This is a genomic window from Thiocystis minor (genome assembly GCF_016653465.1).
GTDB lineage: Bacteria > Pseudomonadota > Gammaproteobacteria > Chromatiales > Chromatiaceae > Chromatium > Chromatium minus.
This window is the reverse complement of record NZ_NHSQ01000185.1, coordinates 1-18775: the sequence shown is the minus strand read 5'-3', so window position 1 is coordinate 18775 and position 18775 is coordinate 1. Positions and strand designations below refer to the sequence as shown.

The window sequence follows — 18775 nt, the reverse complement described above, 5'->3', positions numbered from 1 at the left end:
CGCTGGAAAGGGCTCAACCCGGAGAGCGTCGAGATGTGGGTCCAGGAAGAACAGTCGAAGGATAGCGAAATCGCTCATGGCAAGGAGGAGGTGGGCTATTTCCTCGCCGATGTTGAAATGTAGTTGAAGTCGCTTGCAGCCGCCGCGCCCCGATTGGGGGAGCGGCGGTTTTTGTTTGGGGGCGTCCAGAGTGACGACGGATGCAAGGGCTCGCGTCAGAGGTGAACGCTGGCGCTCCTTGCTTGGGTTATACTGTCGCGCACATACCTTAGTGCAGGTTTCAGCCACGGCGGCCATGGGGCCAGGCGCTGGAAGCATCGTGAAAAGGTAACGAGCGATTCAGTCATGCAAGCCATCTACGTTCTGGTGTTAGCGCTTTTCGTCTCGATGCTCCTGGTCCCGCCGCTGGCGCGATACGCTGCACTCCTGGGGCTCGTCGATCAACCTGGCGAGCGTAAAATCCATCACGCGATCATTCCGCGGACCGGCGGGATCGCGATCGCGATCGGTTCTCTCACCTCGATCCTGCTGTGGGTGCCGATGCGCCAGGATCTTGCTGCCTTCCTGGTCGCGCTCGGTCTGCTGTTTGTGTTCGGTGTCATGGATGATCGTTTTAACCTGCACTATCGGATCAAGCTGCTTGGCCAGTTCCTCGCGGCGCTGATTTTGACCCTCGGCGGCGATGTCCTGATCCAGGATATCCCCTTCTTCGGCGATGGCCCGCTTGCGTATCCGCTGGCGCTACCCCTGACGATTTTTGTCCTGATCGGCATCACCAATGCGGTCAATCTGTCCGACGGACTTGACGGATTGGCCGGTGGGGTCAGTCTGCTCGCGCTTGGCGGTTTGTCCGTGCTGGCATACCAATGCGGCGACACCGCCGCGCTGATGGTCGCATTCGCCATCATGGGCGCCACTTTCGGTTTTTTACGCTTCAATACCAATCCGGCCCAGATTTTCATGGGCGATACCGGGAGTCAGTTTTTGGGCTTCGCGACAGGCGCGCTGGCTCTCATCGTCACCCAGCGCGAAGACTCCGCCGTGAGCAGATTGATCCCGATCCTGATTCTGGGGGTTCCGATCCTCGATACGCTGACGGTGATGATCCGACGGATCGCCGATGGACGCTCGCCTTTTTCGCCGGACCGATTACATCTGCATCATCGCTTGCTGAGCGCGGGGCTGAATCAGCCCAAGGCGGTGGCGCTGGTCTATTCCGCCCAGGCACTCTTGATCCTGCTTGCCTATCTGCTGCGCTATAGCGCCGATATCGTGGTGATTGGCGCCTATGCGCTGTTTTGCTTGGCGGCCTTGGGCGGTGTCGATTTTCTTTGCCGTCGCGAAGCGCGAATGGGTTCCTTGCACTTGAGATCCGAGCGCCAGGACTTGATCTCGGATTCACTGTTGATCGCCATTCGAAACAAGCTGCTTGTCAGAGCCCCTTATCTGATTCTGACCCTGGTCATCCCTCTGATTCTGGTGCTGGGAGCCTTTGCCGCGCCGGCAATCGGCTTCGATATCGTGGTGCTCGCAGCAAGTCTCCTGTTCGTGAGCCTGCTGCTGGCCTTGCGATTGCCATCGGCAGCCACTTCGTGGATTGAGCGTCTCTCGGCCAATGTGACAGCGGTGACAGTGGTCTACTTCGCGGCGGAGTCCTTGGATGGATCCCACTCCCATCTGGTCCTGAGCTTGTTCTTCGCCATTAGCGTTCTGACCGCGCTCTGGATCCGTTTTTCCGCGGTCAACTTTCAGGTAAGTCCATTGGATATGCTGATTCTGCTGATCGCATTCGTCGTGCCGACTTTGTCCGATGACAAATTCGAGCAGATCGGATTCGTGGCGTTGCAGTGCATCATTCTCTTTTATGCGATCGAGGTCTTGATCACCGAGCGGAAACGTCCCTGGGATTCGTTGCGGATTGGTGTCATGACTGCTCTGGGGGTTCTTCTTGTGAAAGGGCTAACCCGGCTTTAAGGCGATTTCCGGAAACGGTCCATTGGAAGCGTTGATTCTGCTGCAAACTTTCCCGGAAACCGTCCAAGCATCCCGCGCTGGGCGCTGTTCAATGCGCCTCGTCCCAATTTCCTCCGACGCCGATCTCGACGATCAGCGGAACCGTCAGTTCGGCCGCCGACTCCATGGCGTCCCGAATCCGCGCGCTGGCGCTGTCGATGGCAGCCTCCGCTACCTCAAACACCAGTTCATCGTGGACCTGCATGATCATGCGCACCGGCGGGCGTTCCAACTGAATCCAGCGATCCACCGCGATCATGGCGCGCTTGATGATGTCGGCGGCCGTGCCCTGCATAGGGGCGTTGATGGCGGTGCGTTCGGCGCCCGCGCGCCGCCCCTGGTTGCTGTGACCGATGTCGGCGAGATAGAGACGGCGCCCGAAGAGGGTTTCGACATAGCGATCCTCGCGGGCCTGGGTACGGATGTGGTCCATGAACGCCCGCACCCCCGGATAGCGGGCGAAATAGCGGTCCACGTACTCCTGCGCCGCGCCGCGTTCGATGCCGAGCTGGCGCGCCAGTCCGAAGGCCGACATGCCATAGATGAGCCCGAAATTGATCGCCTTGGCCGAACGACGCTGTTCGCCGGTCACCGCCTCGGGCGCAAGACCCAGAATCTCCGCCGCCGTGGCGCGGTGGATGTCCTGACCGGTGGCGAAGGCGTTGAGCAGCCGCTCGTCGCCGGACAGATGGGCCATGATCCGCAGCTCGATCTGCGAGTAGTCGGCGGCGAGGATCCGGTATCCCGGCTCCGGGATGAAGGCGCGGCGGATCAGCCGGCCTTCCTCGGTGCGGATGGGGATGTTCTGCAGATTCGGATCGCTGGAGGACAGCCGCCCGGTGGCGGCGACCGCCTGATGGTAGGAGGTATGCACCCGTCCGGTCGCGGGGTTGACCATCTGGGGCAGTTTGTCGGTATAGGTGGATTTGAGTTTCGACAGACCGCGGTGCTGGAGGATGAGACCGGGGAGTTGATGCCCGTCCGCGGCCAGTCGCTCCAATACGTCCTCGGAGGTGGACGGCGCGCCCTTGGGGGTCTTGGCGAGCACCGGCAGACCCAACTCCTCGAAGAAGATCGCGCCGATCTGCTTGGGCGAGCCGATGTTGAACGGATGGCCGGCGGCCTCGTAAGCCTGAATCTCCAACTCAGCGATGCGCCGGCCCAGATCCTGGCTCTGACGGGCCAGCAGATCGCTGTCGATGTTCACCCCGGTGCGCTCGATCCGCGACAGGATGGGGACCAGCGGCATCTCGATGGATTGATAGAGCCGTGTCAGCGAAGGAATTGCCTCCAGTCGGGGCCAGAAGGTCCGATGCAGCCGTAGCGCGATGTCCGCGTCCTCGGCGGCATAGTGGCCGGCTTGCTCCAGCGGGATCTGATCGAAGCTGAGCTGTTTGACGCCTTTGCCCGCGATGTCCTCGAAATGCACCGTGTCGTAGTCCAGATATTTCTTGGCCAGCGCGTCCATGTTGTGCCGTGTGGCGGTGCTGTCGAGCACATAGCTTTCGAGCATGGTGTCGTGGGCGATACCGCGCAGCTCGATGCCATGGTGCGCCAGCACGCTCATGTCGTATTTGAGGTTCTGGCCGACCTTGGCGCGGCTGGCGTCTTCCAGGAGCGGTTTCAATCGGGCCAGAATCCGGTTGCGGTCGAGCTGATCCGGGACGCCGGGATAGGCGTGCGCGACCGGAACATAGGCCGCCTGGCCGGGCTCGATGGCGAAGGACAGGCCGACCAGATCGGCGCGCATGTAGTCGAGACCGGTGGTCTCGGTATCAAATGCAAACAGCGCTGCCGATTCCAGGCGCGTCATCCAGATCTCGAAAGCCTCCTGGGCGAGGATCAGGTCATAGTTGACGTGGGGCAGGGCCGCCGGGGGGGCTGGCGCGGGCGTTTGCGTCGTGTCGGCCTGCCGGGCGATTCCGTCGAGGGTCGCGAGCAGGCGGCGCGACTCGAAGCGTTCGTACCAGCCGCGCAGGGTTTCAACGTCGGGCGGGGTCCGGCGCAAATCTGTGGGGCCATACTCCAGCGGGACGTCGCGCCGGATGGTGGTGAGCTGGCGCGACAGCGGTAACTGGTCGAGCGCCGCACGCAGGTTTTCCCCGATCTTGCCCTTGATCGTCCCTGCGTTGGCGATCACGCCCTCCAGCCCGCCGTATTCGGCGATCCATTTCGCGGCGGTCTTTTCGCCGCACTTCGGCACGCCGGGGATATTGTCGGCGCTGTCGCCCATCAGGCTCAGATAGTCGACGATACGCTCGGGCGGGACGCCAAACTTCTCTCGCACCCCGGACGGATCCAGCAGGGTGTCAGTCATGGTGTTGACCAGGGTGACATGCGCGTCCACGAGTTGCGCCATGTCCTTGTCGCCGGTCGAGATCAGGGTCGGGATGCCAGCGGCGGCAGCCTGGGTGGCGAGCGTGCCGATGACATCGTCGGCCTCGACGTCCGGAATGACCAGCAGCGGTAGACCCATGGCCTTGATCACGGCTTGCAGCGGCTGGATCTGTGCGCGCAGATCCTCCGGCATCGGCGGGCGATGCGCCTTGTACGCAGGATAGAGATCGTTGCGAAAGCTCTTGCCAGCGGCGTCGAAAATCACCCCGAGATACTCGGGCCGATGCTCCTCGATCAGCTTGCGCAGCATGTTGAGCACGCCCAGCAGGGCGCCGGTCGGCTCGCCTTTGGAATTGGTCAGCTTGGGCAGCGCGTGATAGGCGCGGAACAGATAGCCGGAGGCATCGACCAGGATCAAGGGGTATTTGGGTGGCATGGGGCGTCTCGATCAGATGGTGCGTCCCTCTGGGGGCGAATGCCCGAACGTTAGCACAAGCCGCGTTTGAGGCTCCCCCGAAAATTAGTCTTCCCGATGCCGGTCAGCTCAATGGCCCTGGCGCGAAGATCGATGCGCACTGCCAGTCATTCGCCCTGAACGAGCTCTGTGAGGTTCTCGAGGTCAGCGTCAGCGGCGACCGGGCCTGGAAGCGCGGTGACAAGCTCGATCGCAAAGGGCTGACCGACCGCCAGAGGCTGGCCCTGATTCCGTCTATTCATGCGGAGATCAAGGGCGCCTACGGTAACCCGCGCAGGGTGCGAGAGCGGCGGGTACGGGGCTTCTTGGCCAGCAAGGCGCGGGTGGCGCACGCGGATGCCGTGCTCGCGCATCCGCGTGCGCCACCCGCGTCGCGACCAGGCGATCGCCTTCGCGTACATTGAAGTGTTTTACAGCCGCAAGCGTATGCACTCCACCCTCGGGTACGTCTCACCGGTTCAGTTCCTGAAAGACTGGATCCGCACTCAGCGGGGGAAAATCAACGCGCCTCGCCATGGATCAGTTCCGGCGGCTTAAACCTCCTTGTAGATTGTCGCGCCTTCCTCCCGGAACTCCCGCGCTTTTTCCTGCATGCCTGTTGCCACCGCGACCTCGATGTTCTCGATCCGATGCGCCTGCGCATAATCGCGCACATCCTGGGTAATCTTCATCGAACAGAAATGCGGTCCGCACATGGAGCAGAAATGGGCGACCTTGTGCGTGGCGTGGGGCATGGTCTGATCGTGATATTCGCGGGCGCGGTCGGGATCGAGAGAGAGGTTGAACTGGTCCTCCCAGCGGAACTCGAAGCGCGCCTTGGAGAGCGCGTTATCGCGGATCTGCGCGCCGGGCAGACCCTTGGCCAGATCGGCTGCATGGGCGGCGATCTTGTAGGTGACGATGCCGTCGCGCACGTCCTGCTTGTTGGGCAGACCCAGATGCTCCTTGGGCGTGACATAGCAGAGCATGGCGGTGCCGTACCAGCCGATGTTGGCGGCGCCGATGCCGGAGGTGATGTGATCGTAGGCGGGGGCGATGTCGGTGATCAGCGGGCCGAGGGTGTAGAAGGGCGCTTCATAACAGTCCGCCAACTCCTTGGTCATGTTCTCCTGGATCATTTGCAGCGGCACATGGCCGGGGCCTTCGATCATGACCTGGACATCCTGCTCCCAGGCGAACCGGGTCAGCTCGCCGAGGGTTTCGAGTTCGGCGAACTGGGCGCGGTCGTTGGCGTCGGCGATGGAGCCGGGGCGCAGTCCGTCGCCCAGGCTGAAGGTCACGTCATAGGCCTTCATGATCTCGCAGATCTCGCCGAAATGGGTGTAGAGAAAATTCTCCTGATGGTGGGCCAGACACCATTTGGCGAGGATGGAGCCGCCGCGCGAAACGATGCCGGTGAGCCGGTCGGCGGTCAGCGGCACGTAACGCAGCAGCACGCCGGCATGGATGGTGAAATAGTCCACGCCCTGTTCGGCCTGTTCGATGAGCGTGTCGCGCATTAGCTCCCAGGTCAATTCCTCGGGTTTGCCGTCCACTTTTTCGAGCGCCTGATAGATGGGCACGGTACCGATCGGCATGGGGGCGTTGCGCAGGATCCATTCGCGCGTCTCGTGGATGTTCTTGCCGGTCGAGAGATCCATCAGGGTGTCGCCGCCCCAGCGCGCCGACCAGACCATCTTCTCGACCTCTTCCTCGATCGACGAACTCAGTGCCGAGTTGCCGATGTTGGTGTTGATCTTCACCCGGAAATTGCGCCCGATGATCATCGGCTCGACTTCCGGATGGTTGATGTTGGCCGGGAGGATGGCGCGACCGCGGGCGATCTCGTCGCGGACGAATTCGGGGGTGATCAGATCGGGCAGGTTGGCGCCGAAGGCGTGGCCGGGATGCTGACGCAATACCTTGGCATAGCGCGGATCGGCGCGCAGTTCGTCGAGCCGCAGGTTTTCGCGGATGGCGACATATTCCATCTCGGGGGTGACGATCCCCTGGCGGGCATAGTGCATCTGGGTGACGTTCCGCCCGGCCTTGGCGCGGCGCGGGGTGCGCAGATGCTCGAACCGCAGATAGGCCAGCGTCGGATCGCTCTGGCGCGCGTGGCCGAAGGCGGAGGTCGGGCCGGTCAGGAATTCGGTGTCGCCACGCTCCTCGATCCAGGTCGAGCGCAGGTCGGCGAGACCGGCCATGAGATCGATGCGGGCGTGCGGATCGGTGTAGGGACCGGAGGTGTCATAAAACATGACCGGCGGGTTTTCCTCCTCGCCCTGGCTGGTCTGGGTCGGGGTCAGGGTCACCTCGCGCATGGGCACGCGCAGGTCGGGGCGCGAACCTGTCACATAGACCTTGCGGGAGTTCGGAAAGGGTGCGGTCACCTCCTCGGAGAGCCGGGCGGTGGTGCGGACGAAGTCTTGTGAAATGGCGCTCATCTGATGTCCTCAAGGCTGAAACGGGGCGCGGTGGGCGCCAAAGATCGATCGGTGCGTAGCGGCAGGGGACGCTCGGAAAGACCGGAATTTGACTGGATCAGCGGGGAAGTCGGACGGAAAACGGGAATGCCGGAGGCGTCGCCGCTGTCCGGGCCATGCGCTCCCAATTGTCATGGGATCGGGCATGCGTTCCCGTTCAGCGGAGTTTTCTCCATTCGTGCCATTTCCTTCGCCTGCTTTCCTGCGCCAGCATGACCCGGATCAGGTTCAAAGGGTCTTTTCTCAGCCCGCAACGAGCGCTGTCGATTGAATATGGGTTGGACGCTCAGGTTCCAGACACCGAAAATTCAGAGACAGCGGGCCATCGAGGGCACCCCCAGCAGCCTACAGTGGTTGAAACTAGCGAAAGGCGGCGGTGATTTCAACCGCAATTCCCGCTGGTCTGAATTGCGTAACGCACGTCAGCGTTTCATCATGCTGGCGGGCTCCTCTGTCAATACGAAAATCCCTGGTGATCGCTCGCTCCACGACGACAGGTTCTTCACGACCATGACAACTCTCACCCTCACGGAAACTGGCCGCCGCGTCTATTATCTCGGGGCCGATCAGAGTTTGCTAACCGACCTGGCGCCTCTGCTCGAACCAAGAGACTTGCACCTGACGGCCTTCGCAAGTCTCGTCGACCTGTTACAGGCGTTCGGGCGCGCGCCGCCGGCCGCCCTGCTGCTCGACATGACCCACATCGCCGGCGCCAGTGGGTTGGAACGCTTTCTCGACGGACTCTTCCGCTCCGTTCGGCAGCGCCCCGGCGTCATCTGTCTCGCCAGCCGGAAGGCCGGCGGCGAGACCATGGAGCATCGGCTGGCGGCCATGCGCGCGGGCGCCAACAGCTATGTGCTGGCGCCGGTCCCGCCCCGCCGCCTGGCCAGTCGGATCATCCGGATGTGCGGCGTGGTCGAGACGAGCCGTTACCGCATTCTCGTGGTCGAGGACGATCCGGCCCAGGCCAAATATATCGCGGTCCTGCTCGCGAATGCCGGCATGGAGACGCTGGTGGTCGAGGATCCGATGAAGCTTCTGGGCCGGATGCAGGCGTTCCGGCCCAACCTGATCCTCATGGATCTTTACATGCCAGGCGCGAGCGGTGCCGAAATGGCGGCCATCATTCGTGATCATGACGAACTTTTTGGAATTCCCATCCTCTTTCTCTCGGCGGAAACCGATCTCGACAAGCAACTGGAGGCGCTCAAGGCGGGCGGCGACGGCTTTATCGCCAAACCGGTCCGTCGCAAACAGTTGATCGGTGCCGTCGAGCACCGCATCCGGATGTCGCGCTGGCTGCAGGACCGGCGCACCCTGGACAATCGCCGCGAGAGCGCCAACGGCTTCCTGCCCCGCGATGTCTTCATGCGGCACCTGGACTGGATCAGCCGTTCCGAAGCAAGCGAGAGCGAGGGCCGCGGACTGCTGGTCATCGAGATCGACGACTACCCGCGCATCCTGGCGGCCCTGGGACTCGGCGGCGTCGAGAAGATGTTGCGCCAGATGGAAATTCAGTTCAGCTATCACATGACGACCCGGGAAAGCGCGACGCGCCTGGATGACTGCCGTTATGCGCTGATCGCAAAGCGGGAAACGAGGGTGCAATTGCAGGATCTGGCCAGAAAGCTGTGCGCGCTGCTGGCGAAGGTCAAACCGGAGAAACCGGCGAAGGATGTCGGCATCACGGTCAGTATCGGAATCGGGCTCTTCCTGCCGAGCGCCGGGGATGCCATCACCATGATCTCCAGGGGAGAAAAGGCAGCGGCCATCGCCCGTCAAGCCGGCGGCAATCAGTTGCGCGTCTGGACGCCGGTGGTGGCGCCCGACGGAGCGCCCGAATCCGACGCCATGATTCAACGGCTGATGACGACCGCGCTCGCCCAGAATGGCCTGATCCTTCTGTTTCAGCCGATCATGCCGCTCGACCCAGCCAAAGGCACCGTCTACGAGGCCCAGCTCAGGCTCCGGACGCTGGACGGCGAACAAATTCCGCCAGCCGATTTTCTACCCGTCGCGGCGCGTGGCAAGTTGATGCCGCGGATCGACCGCTGGGTGCTGGAACAGGCATTGGAGGTGATGGACCGCCAGCGCCAGACCCAGTCCTTCGATGGCGCGCCGGACAAATCGAGGCTGCGGCTTCTGGTGCATCAAACCATCGCCACGCTGGCGGAACCGGATTGGATCCCCTGGTTTCGCGATCAGGTCGTCCAGCGCGACCTGATCCAGTTGAGCCCGCTGTTTGAATTCCAGATGAGCGATTTGCATCGGAATATCCTCGCCGCGATCCCCGTGCTGGAGCGTCTTCGGACCTATGGTATCCAGGTTTGTGTGGCGAATGTCTCCGGGACCACGGAAGAAGTGTCCTTGCTCGGCAGGCTCGGAGCAAAGTTCGCGAAACTGTCTTTCCAGACCATTGACAACACCGAGCAGGGGCAGTTGATCGAGATGATCGAGCACCTGCGAGAGCAGGGCATCGCCGTGATTGTCGCCGGCATCGAGGACCAGGCCACCATCGCCCGCGTCTGGAATTGCCGGCCGGATTACCTCCAGGGGAATTTCCTGCAAATCCCCAGTGCCGAGCTGAGCTTCGACTTCCAGCGTCGTCCGTCCGATGACCATTGATTCCGACCGAAACAGCGGTTCCCTGGATGACGCCATGGCGTCCGCTCGACTGGGTGCGGTGATCGCCAACCATACCGGCCGACTGATTCTGACGACCGAAGATCCCAACGCCAGTCCGGACGGCGATGCGCTGATCGCGGCCATGGCCCACGCTGACTTGATCGGCGAGCGGCTGGAGGGACGGTCGGACAGGCTCGGGACAGCCCCCTCTGGAGCTGCCTACTGCATCGGCGCCAGTTTTCTGCGCCTGGTGTCCTTTACGGGCTGCGCGGTCAAGATCGCGACCGCGCCCGATCCCCGCTCGCCCTTCTGCCATCTTCGTTTTCCGCCGCTCGCGCCCCATCCGCGACTGTACGCCGGACGCAACACGCGGCCTCCGCGCTGCCGGGATTGTCGTGGGCGATTGGAGGACTGGCGCGAACGCACCGCGCGGTGGGCAAGCCAGCCGGACCAGGGCGTTACCTGTCCGAGCTGTGGCGCAACCCGGCCGCCCTGGCAGTGGGACTGGAAGGAACAGGGCGGATTCGGACGGCGGGCGATTCTGATCGAAGAGGTCTTTCCGGGGGAGGCGATGCCAACCGATGCGCTGCTCGATCTGCTGCAAGCGGCGAGCGGGACTGGGTGGCGTCATTTTTACGTGCGGGATTGAAGAGCGTAGACGACATCGAGCCGTTTGACCGGCTGGGAAGCGACGGGCGGTTTATACAGCACCCGACGTTGAGCGAACTCAACGTTCGGCGGCGCCAGACAGACTACACTCATCTGATTTTCACGAGCTTCCCGGCCTTAGGACATAGGCGCGAGTTTTCACCCACACCTGAGGAGACAATGAGATGACCCGCGAACCTCTCGTCGCCGCGCTGCTTGCAGCCGTTCCCTTGGTTTCAGCGTTTGCCGCTGAGCCGATCACTCCGATCCGGCCCGCCCAGGAGATCAATCTGGCCCAGGCAGAGCTTGGGAAGAAGCTGTATTTCGACCCCCGCCTTTCCAAGTCAGGTTTCATCTCCTGCAACTCCTGCCACAATCTGAGCATGGGGGGTACCGACAACCTGAAGACCTCGATCGGCCACAACTGGCAGAAGGGTCCGATCAATGCCCCCACGGTGCTGAACTCCAGCCTAAACATTGCACAGTTCTGGGATGGCCGGGCCGCGGACTTGAAAGAACAGGCCGGTGGCCCGATCGCCAACCCAGGCGAAATGGCCTTTACCCATACGGTGGCGGTCTCCGTGCTGGAATCGATTCCGGAGTACGTCAACGCATTCAAACTGGTCTATGGGGAAGACGGGATCGACATCGACAAGGTCACGGAGGCCATCGCCGAGTTCGAGGAGACGCTGGTCACCCCGAACTCCCGCTTCGACCATTGGCTGTTGGGCGACGAGGAGGCACTGACGGCGGACGAACTTGCCGGCTACAAGCTGTTCAAGGAAAGCGGCTGTGTCGCCTGCCACAACGGCGCCGCCGCCGGTGGACGCACCTTCCAGAAAATGGGAGTCGTCGAGCCGTATATCAGCACGAACCCGTCCGAAGGCCGTATCGCGGTCACCGGGAAAGACGCTGACCGCTTCAATTTCAAGGTGCCGACGCTGCGCAACGTGGCGCTGACCTATCCCTACTTTCACGACGGCGAGGCCGAGACCCTGACCGAGGCCGTCGACATCATGGGACGCCTGCAGTTGGGTAAAAAGTTCAGCGACGAGGAAAATACCCGGATCGTTGCCTTCCTGAAGACGCTGACCGGCGATCAGCCCAGCTTCGCGCTGCCGATGCTGCCGCCGTCTTCGGACAACACGCCCCAACCCAAACCGTTCGACTGAGCGCAGACGCGTGCGACAGGGCCGGCGTGAGCCGGCCTTTTTTTGATTATTGTCCAACCGACACCGATTGGTCAGGCGTTGCTTCTTGCGGCGTCTGGTTCAGGCGGCTGGCGTAAAATTCACTGAGCGCCATCAGATCTTCATCGGACAACTTTTCCAGGCGCTCCTGCATCAACGCTGGTTGGGTCATCACGGTAGCCGCCACGCGATAGTCGGTCATTTGGAACAGCAGGTATCCTTTGGCCTGACCCGCGAGCGGAGGCGTCTCCTTGTCCTGAAAGTAGCCGTTCTGCTTGTGGCATTTTTCGCAATACTCCGCGTGGAGATCCCGGCCACGTTCGGCCAATTGAGGATCGACGTTCACCGGTTTGCCGGTCCAGGGCTGAGCGCCGAAAAAGAGGGCCATCTCCTGCAACTGGCTGGTCTTATAGCCCCTGGCGATGCGATCCATGATCGTGGAATGGCGACGGCCTTTCTTGAACGCCCGCATCGTGGCGTAGAAATACTGGAAGTTGAACCCAGCAATCGACGGTATATGTTCTGCCTCGCTGACGCCATTCGGTCCGTGGCAGCCATAGCAGCTCTGAGCCAGCATGTTCGCCTGCAAGCCGGCCGAGAACAGCGCACTCATGGGGAGCAGCCATAACAGGCAACGTGTGTTTCTCACTGGCAGCTTCATTCGTGGTCCCTTAATGAACGTCTCCAGAAGGTCGCAGAAAGTTAAGTCTGGGCACGTCCTTGTCGAACACACGTTATGATGATCCGTATCAACGAGGGCGCTTGTAACGTGGATGAAACTCACGCAATTGTTTCGCGAGGTCTTCGATAATTTTTTGGGGTGAATTCGGACTGAAGCGCGCGGGGATATAAAGCGCGAGGAAGCGGCTTATGGAACTGGTCAGATCCGGGCGCTGCGTCATGATGCGACGCCCAAAATCGCTGGGGCCTTCGGTGTGTCGACGGGGCAGGCCGGCGCGGGCAAGCCGTTGGCAGAACCGGGCGTAGTGTGCGTCGAGCGGATCCTTTGCCGCTGGAGTCCGCAGCAGCGCGAGCAGGAGAACCGCCAGGGTCAGCGACACCGCGAGCACCATCAGGACCGCGAGTCCGTATTCCCGAAACGCCCCAAGTCCGAGCCGATCCAGCAGTGCAAACTGATCCTCCGCCGAGAAATCGAGCACCCAGTTTTGCCAGGTGGCGTCCAGGGTATCGGCCAGCAGCCGCAGGTTGCGCGCGAACCGGACGAGCGCGCCAGCCTGATCCAGGCTGAAGCGGACCGAGGTGCCAGCGCCAAGAATGCGCGAAGCGCCGCGGTTGTCCACCCGCGCGGGATCGACCGCGGCGGTGGGATCGACCCGGACCCAGCCGCGCCCCTCGATCAGCACCTCCACCCAGGCATGGGCGTCGGACTGCCAGACCATCTGATAACCGCCGATCCGGTTGGTTTCGGCCCCGAGATACCCGAGCACGATCCGCGAGGGGACGCCGCCGACGCGCATCAAGAGCGCGAAGCTGCTGGCATAGTGCTCGCAGAATCCGCGACGGGTCTCGAACAGAAATTCGTCCGCCGGGTTCGCGCCGAGCCGGGGCGGCATTAAGGTGTAATGGAACGACTCGCGATTGAAGAAGGCCAGTCCCTGCCGGACCAGGTCCCAATCGCCGTCGGCGCGGGTCCGCCAGCCCGCCACCAGCTCGCGCATGCGCGGGGTGATGTTGTCGGGCAGTTGCAGCGCCCGGTCGCGTTGGCGCGCATCCGGTTCGGCGGTCCGATAGTCGAGCGCGGAACGCACCCGATAGCGCTTGACCGAATTGATCGGTTGGCGCGACAGCAACTGAAAGTCGGGGTTGATGAAGGCATCGTCGGGTGCGCTCGTCGGCATATCCAACGCGAACAGCCAGGTCTTTTGGGTCGGTTCCAGGACGATTTCATAGTCGATGGGGTTGGCGGATTCCTCCAGTTCGGGCAGATCGGCGCCCTTGGCCGGAAGCGGGCCAGGCGACCAGCGCCGTCCGTCCATCTCCCACAGCACCGGGCCGCGCCAGTACAGTTGATTCGGGCTCGGCGGCGCGGCATCGAAACGCACCCGAAAGGCCAATTCGCCGTTGAGGACGAGTTCGCTGATGGCGCCGGGCTCCATGGAGTCCGACATCCCGGTCATGGCCTGTCCCGCGTCGAGCCCCAGGCTCCACAGCGGCGCGCTCAGGCGCGGAAACAGGACAAAGAGCACCAGCGTGAGCGGCAGCGCCTGGAGCGACAGACTGGCGGCCACGCGCAAGGTCGCGCGCGGTCGCCCGTCCCCCAGCCCGCCGTTGAGATCGACCAACAGCGCGACCGCGCCGAACGCCATGACGCCGAGATAGATCGCCAGCGGAAACGATTGGTCGAAGAGGAACTGGATGACGATCAAAAAGCCGATCAGGATGCCGGTCAGCCGGAGATCGCGCTTCGTTTTCAATTCCAGCAGCTTGAGCGCGAGCATGGTCGCGAACAGTGCCGTCCCGCCGTCCTGACCGACCAGGGTGTGATTGGCGTACAGACAATTGGCGACCCCGGCGAGCGTCAGCAGCGCGCGCAGCCAGGCGCCGGGGATGGCCGCGCGCCATTTCAGACCGACCAGCCGGACGGCAAACAGCAGCAGCAGAAAGGCGCTGATCTGCCAGTGGAGGTAACGCGCCAGCGGCAGACAGGCGGCGATCACCAGCAGCGTGAGCGCCAGTATCTGCGCGGCATCGGGCCGCTCAACGGACGGGATCGGTGGCGTGCGCATGGTCGAAGAGGGCCAATCGGGTGAGACACCGCTGAACATGGGCCGCGCCCTGCGCAAGCCCCTCGACCGCGCCGGGCAGACGCAGCCCGAAGCGAACCCCGGACTCGCTGACATCCAGGATCTGGCGTGTCAGCAAACCGAGCCGAACCTCGGGATCGGGCGCGGCGAGTCGCGACCAATCGATCCAGACCTCCTGTCCCTGATCGCCGCCGAACTGCTTGACCACCAGCCCGCGTTCGCGGGCGAACGCCTTCCAGTCGATCTGCCGCGGCGAATCGCCGTGACGATAATTGCGCGAGCCAAGGTAATCGTCTGCCCCCTCGCCACCAGTACGATCCGGGAGGCGCGCATCGCCCGCAGCATACCCTGGATCGGGCGCGTGCCGCGCAGGCGCTGGATAGATCAGAGTCGATGCGTCTGTGGCAATATAACACCAGGCACGAAAAAGCCGCATTGGATGCTGGGTCTCGATCGTCATCGTTTCGATAGTCAGCAGACCGCGCCGCGTCGTCGGAAGGCCGAGTGACACACGCCGCTGATTCCCGCCGGGCACATGCACCGGCAAAGCGGTGTCATGCCCTTTGCGTGCTTGGATGTCATGACGCGCCCGTCGTCCCTCCGCGAGCAGGGAGACATCGATCATCGCGGTCTCCCCGGAAAAGACAGGTGGGCCGCCCCGAGCCTGAACCGCGATTCCGAGTAGATTGAACCATGCGTGGTGCATCGCCACCAAGCCCACCGAGGCCAGGAAGAAAGTGAAGAGCAGGCCGAGGTTATTCTGATAATTCAGCGATCCCAGCAGCATCAACAGCAGCACGGATCCGAACATTAACCCGGTGCGTGTCGGCAGGATGTAGATCTGTCGCGCGCCTACCCGCGCCACGCCATCCAGACCGGTTGGCACATGGTGCAGCAGGTTTTTGGCGTAACACGTCAGCCAGGCTTTGGCTTGGTTTAACAATTTGATCATGAATAAAGTTGCTCCGCTTGGTCAATCAACAGGCATATTCGCTATAGCCTGCGCTCACGCTTGTATCGTGCCTGGGGCGCTGTTCTCAAGCGCCAAAAACCTTTGGCAGGATCGGATCAGGCAAGCTGCGTGACAGATGTGCTAGGCGCGTCACTTTGGGCCGCACCCGCTGACAAGAAAAATTCCCAGTTTTGACAAGTCGAGCGAGCAGATCTCCACACACTATCCAGAAACATGCTGTTTTCATGGCGATGATTACCACTTCGTGGCCGATAGATCACTGTCCTGTAATAAGAGACCCACTGCGATCACAAACCAAGAATTGCGGCGCTGACAAGCCATCGCGTGACAAAAGACTGCGAGGTGAATATAATATTCTTCTAGGGCTGAGTGGCAGAGTGGTTATGCAGTGGCCTGCAAAGCCGCGCACGGGGGTTCGATTCCCTCCTCAGCCTCCATTCTCTTGTGTCTAATTTTCAAATCCCTGATTTAAACCACATCCTTCATCGTTTGTTTCGCTTCGATTGTTCAAGCAGGTTGCCATACGCACAAGACCATCGGAATCATCGCAGGTTAGATCCGTTATCCTCAAAAAACTTGATGACCCGTTAATCTAAGCCCATCTCCCCAGCCGCCCGGGTGGCGAAATTGGTAGACGCAAGGGACTTAAAATCCCTCGACTTCGGTCGTGCCGGTTCGACCCCGGCTCCGGGCACCATCTTTACGTTTCCTGTCTCGCCAAAACTGGCGTCCACACCCCAGATCGTGGCGATCCTCGGCCAGCGCTCCAGCCTCTATTTGAGTACACGCTCTTCGACTGGTTTGGCACCATTCGTGGCCGGTGTGATGGCGATCCTGTTTTAAGCAGGATACGGTCTGGATATTTTGCCTACACGCTCTCCGCATGAATGGCATAAATTCGATGGCCTGTCGTGCCAGTACGGTTAAAGTCTTCCCGCCACCCGTGACAGATAAGATTCGTTTTCAGCTCTAGTGGCGTGCTCTCACAGTGGCCTCCGGGGTCATTCATCCTGACAAGGTGCTAGTAGGGGATGGTGCCCGCGAAGTCGACGTAGCCAATTGATGGCGCCGAGGATTCTTGGCCTGCTGGCGAGACGGCGCTCTAGGGTGAATTTGCCCGGAAAATCGCTCAGAATCAGCCCGATGATGATGGTCAGTAGGCCCTGACCCGGCAGAACCAGCATGAGGATACCGGACAGGATGAGTGCCCAGCCCAATACGTTCTTGAACCCGCGGAGTATGAAATAGACGAGGGGGCGATCTTGCCCGAGACGGTTGCGATGACGCCGTGGATCGCTGAAATAATCCACAGGAAGACGCGAGACCAAAAACGGCAGGGCGAGCAGGGAGCCCGCAAAGGTGGCGACGGACAGCCCCGCGACCCCGATGATCAGTGCCGGATGGCTCTCGATCCAAATCAGGAGACCGTCGAGCATTCATACCTCCCGCCGAGTTGTGGTTTCCTCAGGATGTATGCGCCGAAGAGAGTTCCGAGAGAGCGCATTCAAGCCTTTGGGTGAGTGTCGCCCAAATCGTCTCATACACCGGCAAAATTCCGATAGATGGCTTGAGTCCTAAACTCAGGGTTTTCCGTCCGTCTCCCAGACGCTCATGTTCGCGTGTAATTCTGCGGCCTGAAGAGTATTTTCCAGCAGGCTTGCGATGGTCATGGGGCCAACCCCGCCGGGAACTGGGGTGATCCAAGAAGCACGCACGGAACAGGTAGCAAAGTCTATATCTCCGACCAGTTTGCCATCCTCGCCGCGGTTGATGCCGACATCGATCAGGATGGCGCCTTTCTTGATCCAGTCTCCCGGAACAAAGCGCGCACGTCCGACAGCGGCGACGAGCAGATCTGCGCCACGAACTTTCTCGGCCAAATCCTTGGTTCGGCTGTGGCAAATGGTGACCGTGCAGCGAGCCGCAAGGAGTTCCAGCGCCATGGGCCGCCCGACGATATTGGACTGGCCGATCACAACCGCATCCAGGCCCGCCAAGGGCTGGCCGGTCCGCTCCAGCATCGTCATCACACCTTTCGGCGTGCAAGGCCGGAGCAAAGGCATCCGAAGTGCCAGTCGGCCAATATTATAGGGGTGGAAACCGTCGACATCTTTGGTGGGCAGAATGCGCTCGATGACGGCTTCCTCATTCACCTGATTTGGCAATGGAAGCTGGACCAGAATGCCGTCGATCCGGGCATCGGCATTGAGCCGATCAATCAAGTCAATCAGTTCGGACTGGCTGGTGGTGGTTGGGAGCGTGTGCATCTCCGAATGAAAGCCAACTTCGGCGCAGGCGCTGCTTTTGCTGCGGACATAGATCTGCGAGGCGGGATTCTCTCCGACCAGGATGACGGCCAACCCTGGAGGACGCCCTCCCGCTGATCGAAGGACGGCCACTCTGTTTTTGATGACCGCGCGAATGTCCGCGGCGATAGACTTACCATCAAGTATTTGTACGCTCATAGTGATCCTTGGATGCGATATCGAAACCACATCAAAACGACGCCGAGTTGATGCTGGGGTTCACTCTCGTTCACCCCAGCCTACCGCGCTTCGGTGGCATCTATCGCGATTGATGCGGTTCCTTCGTCACCGCATCCTGCTGCGCGGGCTTGTTGATGCCTTTGCTGTTCTGATAAGAGACAATAGCGCCTCATTCACGGCTTCCTCTGATGGAAAAGCTTCAGCCACTTCAGGTCTTAACAGGACGAGATTATGCGACTCCATATAGGATTGATAGTGTTTTCCACGCACACTAACTCCTAAATCCTCGCGTTTGTACTCCGAGCGCATTTCGTCACCGCTAGATTCAGTCGTTTTCATAAATCATGAACGGGCGGCTCAATGCAATGGCGGCTGCTCGCGCTGGGCGTCAAGCTGGCGAAAGTAGTAGAACTCCACGGTGTTGATACCGAACTTGCGCGCTAGGTACTTGACCATCATGCCGCCCACCGGATCGGGAAGAAATTGAACCTCCGCGACCTCTCCGCGACCTCATCGGATACGAGCGTGTAGCAGACGGTTCCATCCGAGGCAGGTTCAGTCGTGATGCTCACGTCATGGCGGCGCAGCACGGTGAGCACATCTTCCAGCGGTAAGCGGCCTTCAATGCATCCCATTACGCACAACTTTCCGTGTCCGGCATCTCCCTGGCATATTTGATCCCGGCGGCGAAGTCCATGATGCGCTGCATGCCCAGCCAGATCGTCTTCAAACCGGGCTCGCCATCGCCCTTGCGCCCGAGAAACCCGCCGAGACGGGCGATGAGGCGCATCACCTCGT

At 61.4% G+C, this 18775-nt stretch carries 12 protein-coding genes, 2 tRNA genes and 1 riboswitch; of the genes, 6 read left to right on the top strand and 8 right to left on the bottom strand.

The window, feature by feature from the left end; translation table 11 throughout:
* Positions 1-345 precede the first annotated feature (345 nt).
* On the top strand, positions 346-1974 hold the full coding sequence (locus tag CCR95_RS23520) for a glycosyltransferase family 4 protein (protein WP_201098980.1): 1629 nt from the start codon (positions 346-348) through the stop codon (positions 1972-1974).
* An 88-nt stretch (positions 1975-2062) separates the two neighbouring features.
* On the opposite strand, the gene polA is transcribed toward CCR95_RS23520, so the two are convergent.
* A complete protein-coding gene (gene polA, locus CCR95_RS23515) occupies positions 2063-4786 on the bottom strand; it encodes a DNA polymerase I (RefSeq protein ID WP_201098978.1) in 2724 nt (907 codons plus the stop codon).
* A 572-nt stretch (positions 4787-5358) separates the two neighbouring features.
* A complete protein-coding gene (gene thiC / locus CCR95_RS23510; protein WP_201098976.1) occupies positions 5359-7251 on the bottom strand; it encodes a phosphomethylpyrimidine synthase ThiC in 1893 nt (630 codons plus the stop codon).
* 221 nt (positions 7252-7472) lie between these two features.
* Positions 7473-7639: riboswitch (TPP riboswitch) on the bottom strand.
* A 161-nt stretch (positions 7640-7800) separates the two neighbouring features.
* Between thiC and CCR95_RS23505 the strand changes: the two genes are divergently transcribed.
* From CCR95_RS23505 to CCR95_RS23495, 3 genes are all read left to right on the top strand, one after another.
* Positions 7801-9915, top strand: coding sequence for a GGDEF/EAL domain-containing response regulator (locus tag CCR95_RS23505; protein ID WP_242523461.1), 2115 nt, complete (start codon positions 7801-7803; stop codon positions 9913-9915).
* Positions 9916-9949: 34 nt separating this feature from the next.
* Positions 9950-10564 carry a hypothetical protein gene (locus tag CCR95_RS23500; RefSeq protein WP_242523460.1) on the top strand — a complete coding sequence of 205 codons (615 nt, stop codon included), beginning with the start codon at positions 9950-9952 and terminating at the stop codon, positions 10562-10564.
* A 184-nt stretch (positions 10565-10748) separates the two neighbouring features.
* A complete protein-coding gene (locus tag CCR95_RS23495) occupies positions 10749-11735 on the top strand; it encodes a cytochrome-c peroxidase (RefSeq protein ID WP_201098969.1) in 987 nt (328 codons plus the stop codon).
* 46 nt (positions 11736-11781) lie between these two features.
* Here the strand turns inward: CCR95_RS23495 and CCR95_RS23490 are convergent, their stop codons facing one another.
* The 3 genes from CCR95_RS23490 to CCR95_RS23480 all read right to left on the bottom strand — a co-directional run bounded on the left by CCR95_RS23490 (position 11782) and on the right by CCR95_RS23480 (position 15470).
* The gene (locus CCR95_RS23490) at positions 11782-12366 is read right to left on the bottom strand and encodes a c-type cytochrome (RefSeq protein ID WP_201098967.1); all 585 of its coding nucleotides are present in this window, start codon (positions 12364-12366) and stop codon (positions 11782-11784) included.
* A gap of 136 nt (positions 12367-12502) precedes the next feature.
* A complete protein-coding gene (locus tag CCR95_RS23485) occupies positions 12503-14500 on the bottom strand; it encodes a transglutaminase TgpA family protein (RefSeq protein WP_201098965.1) in 1998 nt (665 codons plus the stop codon).
* The gene (locus CCR95_RS23480) at positions 14472-15470 is read right to left on the bottom strand and encodes a DUF58 domain-containing protein (RefSeq protein WP_201098963.1); all 999 of its coding nucleotides are present in this window, start codon (positions 15468-15470) and stop codon (positions 14472-14474) included. Before CCR95_RS23480 ends, CCR95_RS23485 begins: the two co-directional genes overlap by 29 nt.
* 384 nt (positions 15471-15854) lie before the next feature.
* Between CCR95_RS23480 and CCR95_RS23475 the strand changes: the two genes are divergently transcribed.
* Both CCR95_RS23475 and CCR95_RS23470 read left to right on the top strand, forming a co-directional pair.
* Positions 15855-15928: transfer RNA gene (locus tag CCR95_RS23475), tRNA-Cys, on the top strand.
* A gap of 175 nt (positions 15929-16103) precedes the next feature.
* Positions 16104-16188, top strand: a tRNA-Leu gene (locus CCR95_RS23470).
* A 304-nt stretch (positions 16189-16492) separates the two neighbouring features.
* On the opposite strand, the gene CCR95_RS23465 is transcribed toward CCR95_RS23470, so the two are convergent.
* The 3 genes from CCR95_RS23465 to CCR95_RS23455 form a co-directional block, all read right to left on the bottom strand.
* Positions 16493-16927: a PGPGW domain-containing protein gene (locus CCR95_RS23465; RefSeq protein WP_201098961.1), complete on the bottom strand. Its 435-nt coding sequence runs from the start codon at positions 16925-16927 to the stop codon at positions 16493-16495.
* A 144-nt stretch (positions 16928-17071) separates the two neighbouring features.
* Positions 17072-17956 carry a bifunctional methylenetetrahydrofolate dehydrogenase/methenyltetrahydrofolate cyclohydrolase FolD gene (gene folD / locus CCR95_RS23460; RefSeq protein WP_201098982.1) on the bottom strand — a complete coding sequence of 295 codons (885 nt, stop codon included), beginning with the start codon at positions 17954-17956 and terminating at the stop codon, positions 17072-17074.
* A gap of 655 nt (positions 17957-18611) precedes the next feature.
* Positions 18612-18775: IS4 family transposase (locus tag CCR95_RS23455; RefSeq protein ID WP_276570251.1), on the bottom strand; the 164-nt coding region annotated here is incomplete at its 5' end.

Bases quoted from the DNA above. Each gene is read 5' to 3' on its own strand.
- CCR95_RS23465 (WP_201098961.1), bottom strand. From the start codon at position 16,927: ATGCTCGACGGTCTCCTGATTTGGATCGAGAGCCATCCGGCACTGATC.
- folD (WP_201098982.1), bottom strand. From the start codon at position 17,956: ATGAGCGTACAAATACTTGATGGTAAGTCTATCGCCGCGGACATTCGC.
- thiC (WP_201098976.1), bottom strand. From the start codon at position 7,251: ATGAGCGCCATTTCACAAGACTTCGTCCGCACCACCGCCCGGCTCTCC.
- CCR95_RS23480 (WP_201098963.1), bottom strand. From the start codon at position 15,470: ATGATCAAATTGTTAAACCAAGCCAAAGCCTGGCTGACGTGTTACGCC.
- CCR95_RS23495 (WP_201098969.1), top strand. From the start codon at position 10,749: ATGACCCGCGAACCTCTCGTCGCCGCGCTGCTTGCAGCCGTTCCCTTG.
- CCR95_RS23485 (WP_201098965.1), bottom strand. From the start codon at position 14,500: ATGCGCACGCCACCGATCCCGTCCGTTGAGCGGCCCGATGCCGCGCAG.
- CCR95_RS23500 (WP_242523460.1), top strand. From the start codon at position 9,950: ATGGCGTCCGCTCGACTGGGTGCGGTGATCGCCAACCATACCGGCCGA.
- CCR95_RS23490 (WP_201098967.1), bottom strand. From the start codon at position 12,366: ATGAGTGCGCTGTTCTCGGCCGGCTTGCAGGCGAACATGCTGGCTCAG.
- CCR95_RS23505 (WP_242523461.1), top strand. From the start codon at position 7,801: ATGACAACTCTCACCCTCACGGAAACTGGCCGCCGCGTCTATTATCTC.
- polA (WP_201098978.1), bottom strand. From the start codon at position 4,786: ATGCCACCCAAATACCCCTTGATCCTGGTCGATGCCTCCGGCTATCTG.
- CCR95_RS23520 (WP_201098980.1), top strand. From the start codon at position 346: ATGCAAGCCATCTACGTTCTGGTGTTAGCGCTTTTCGTCTCGATGCTC.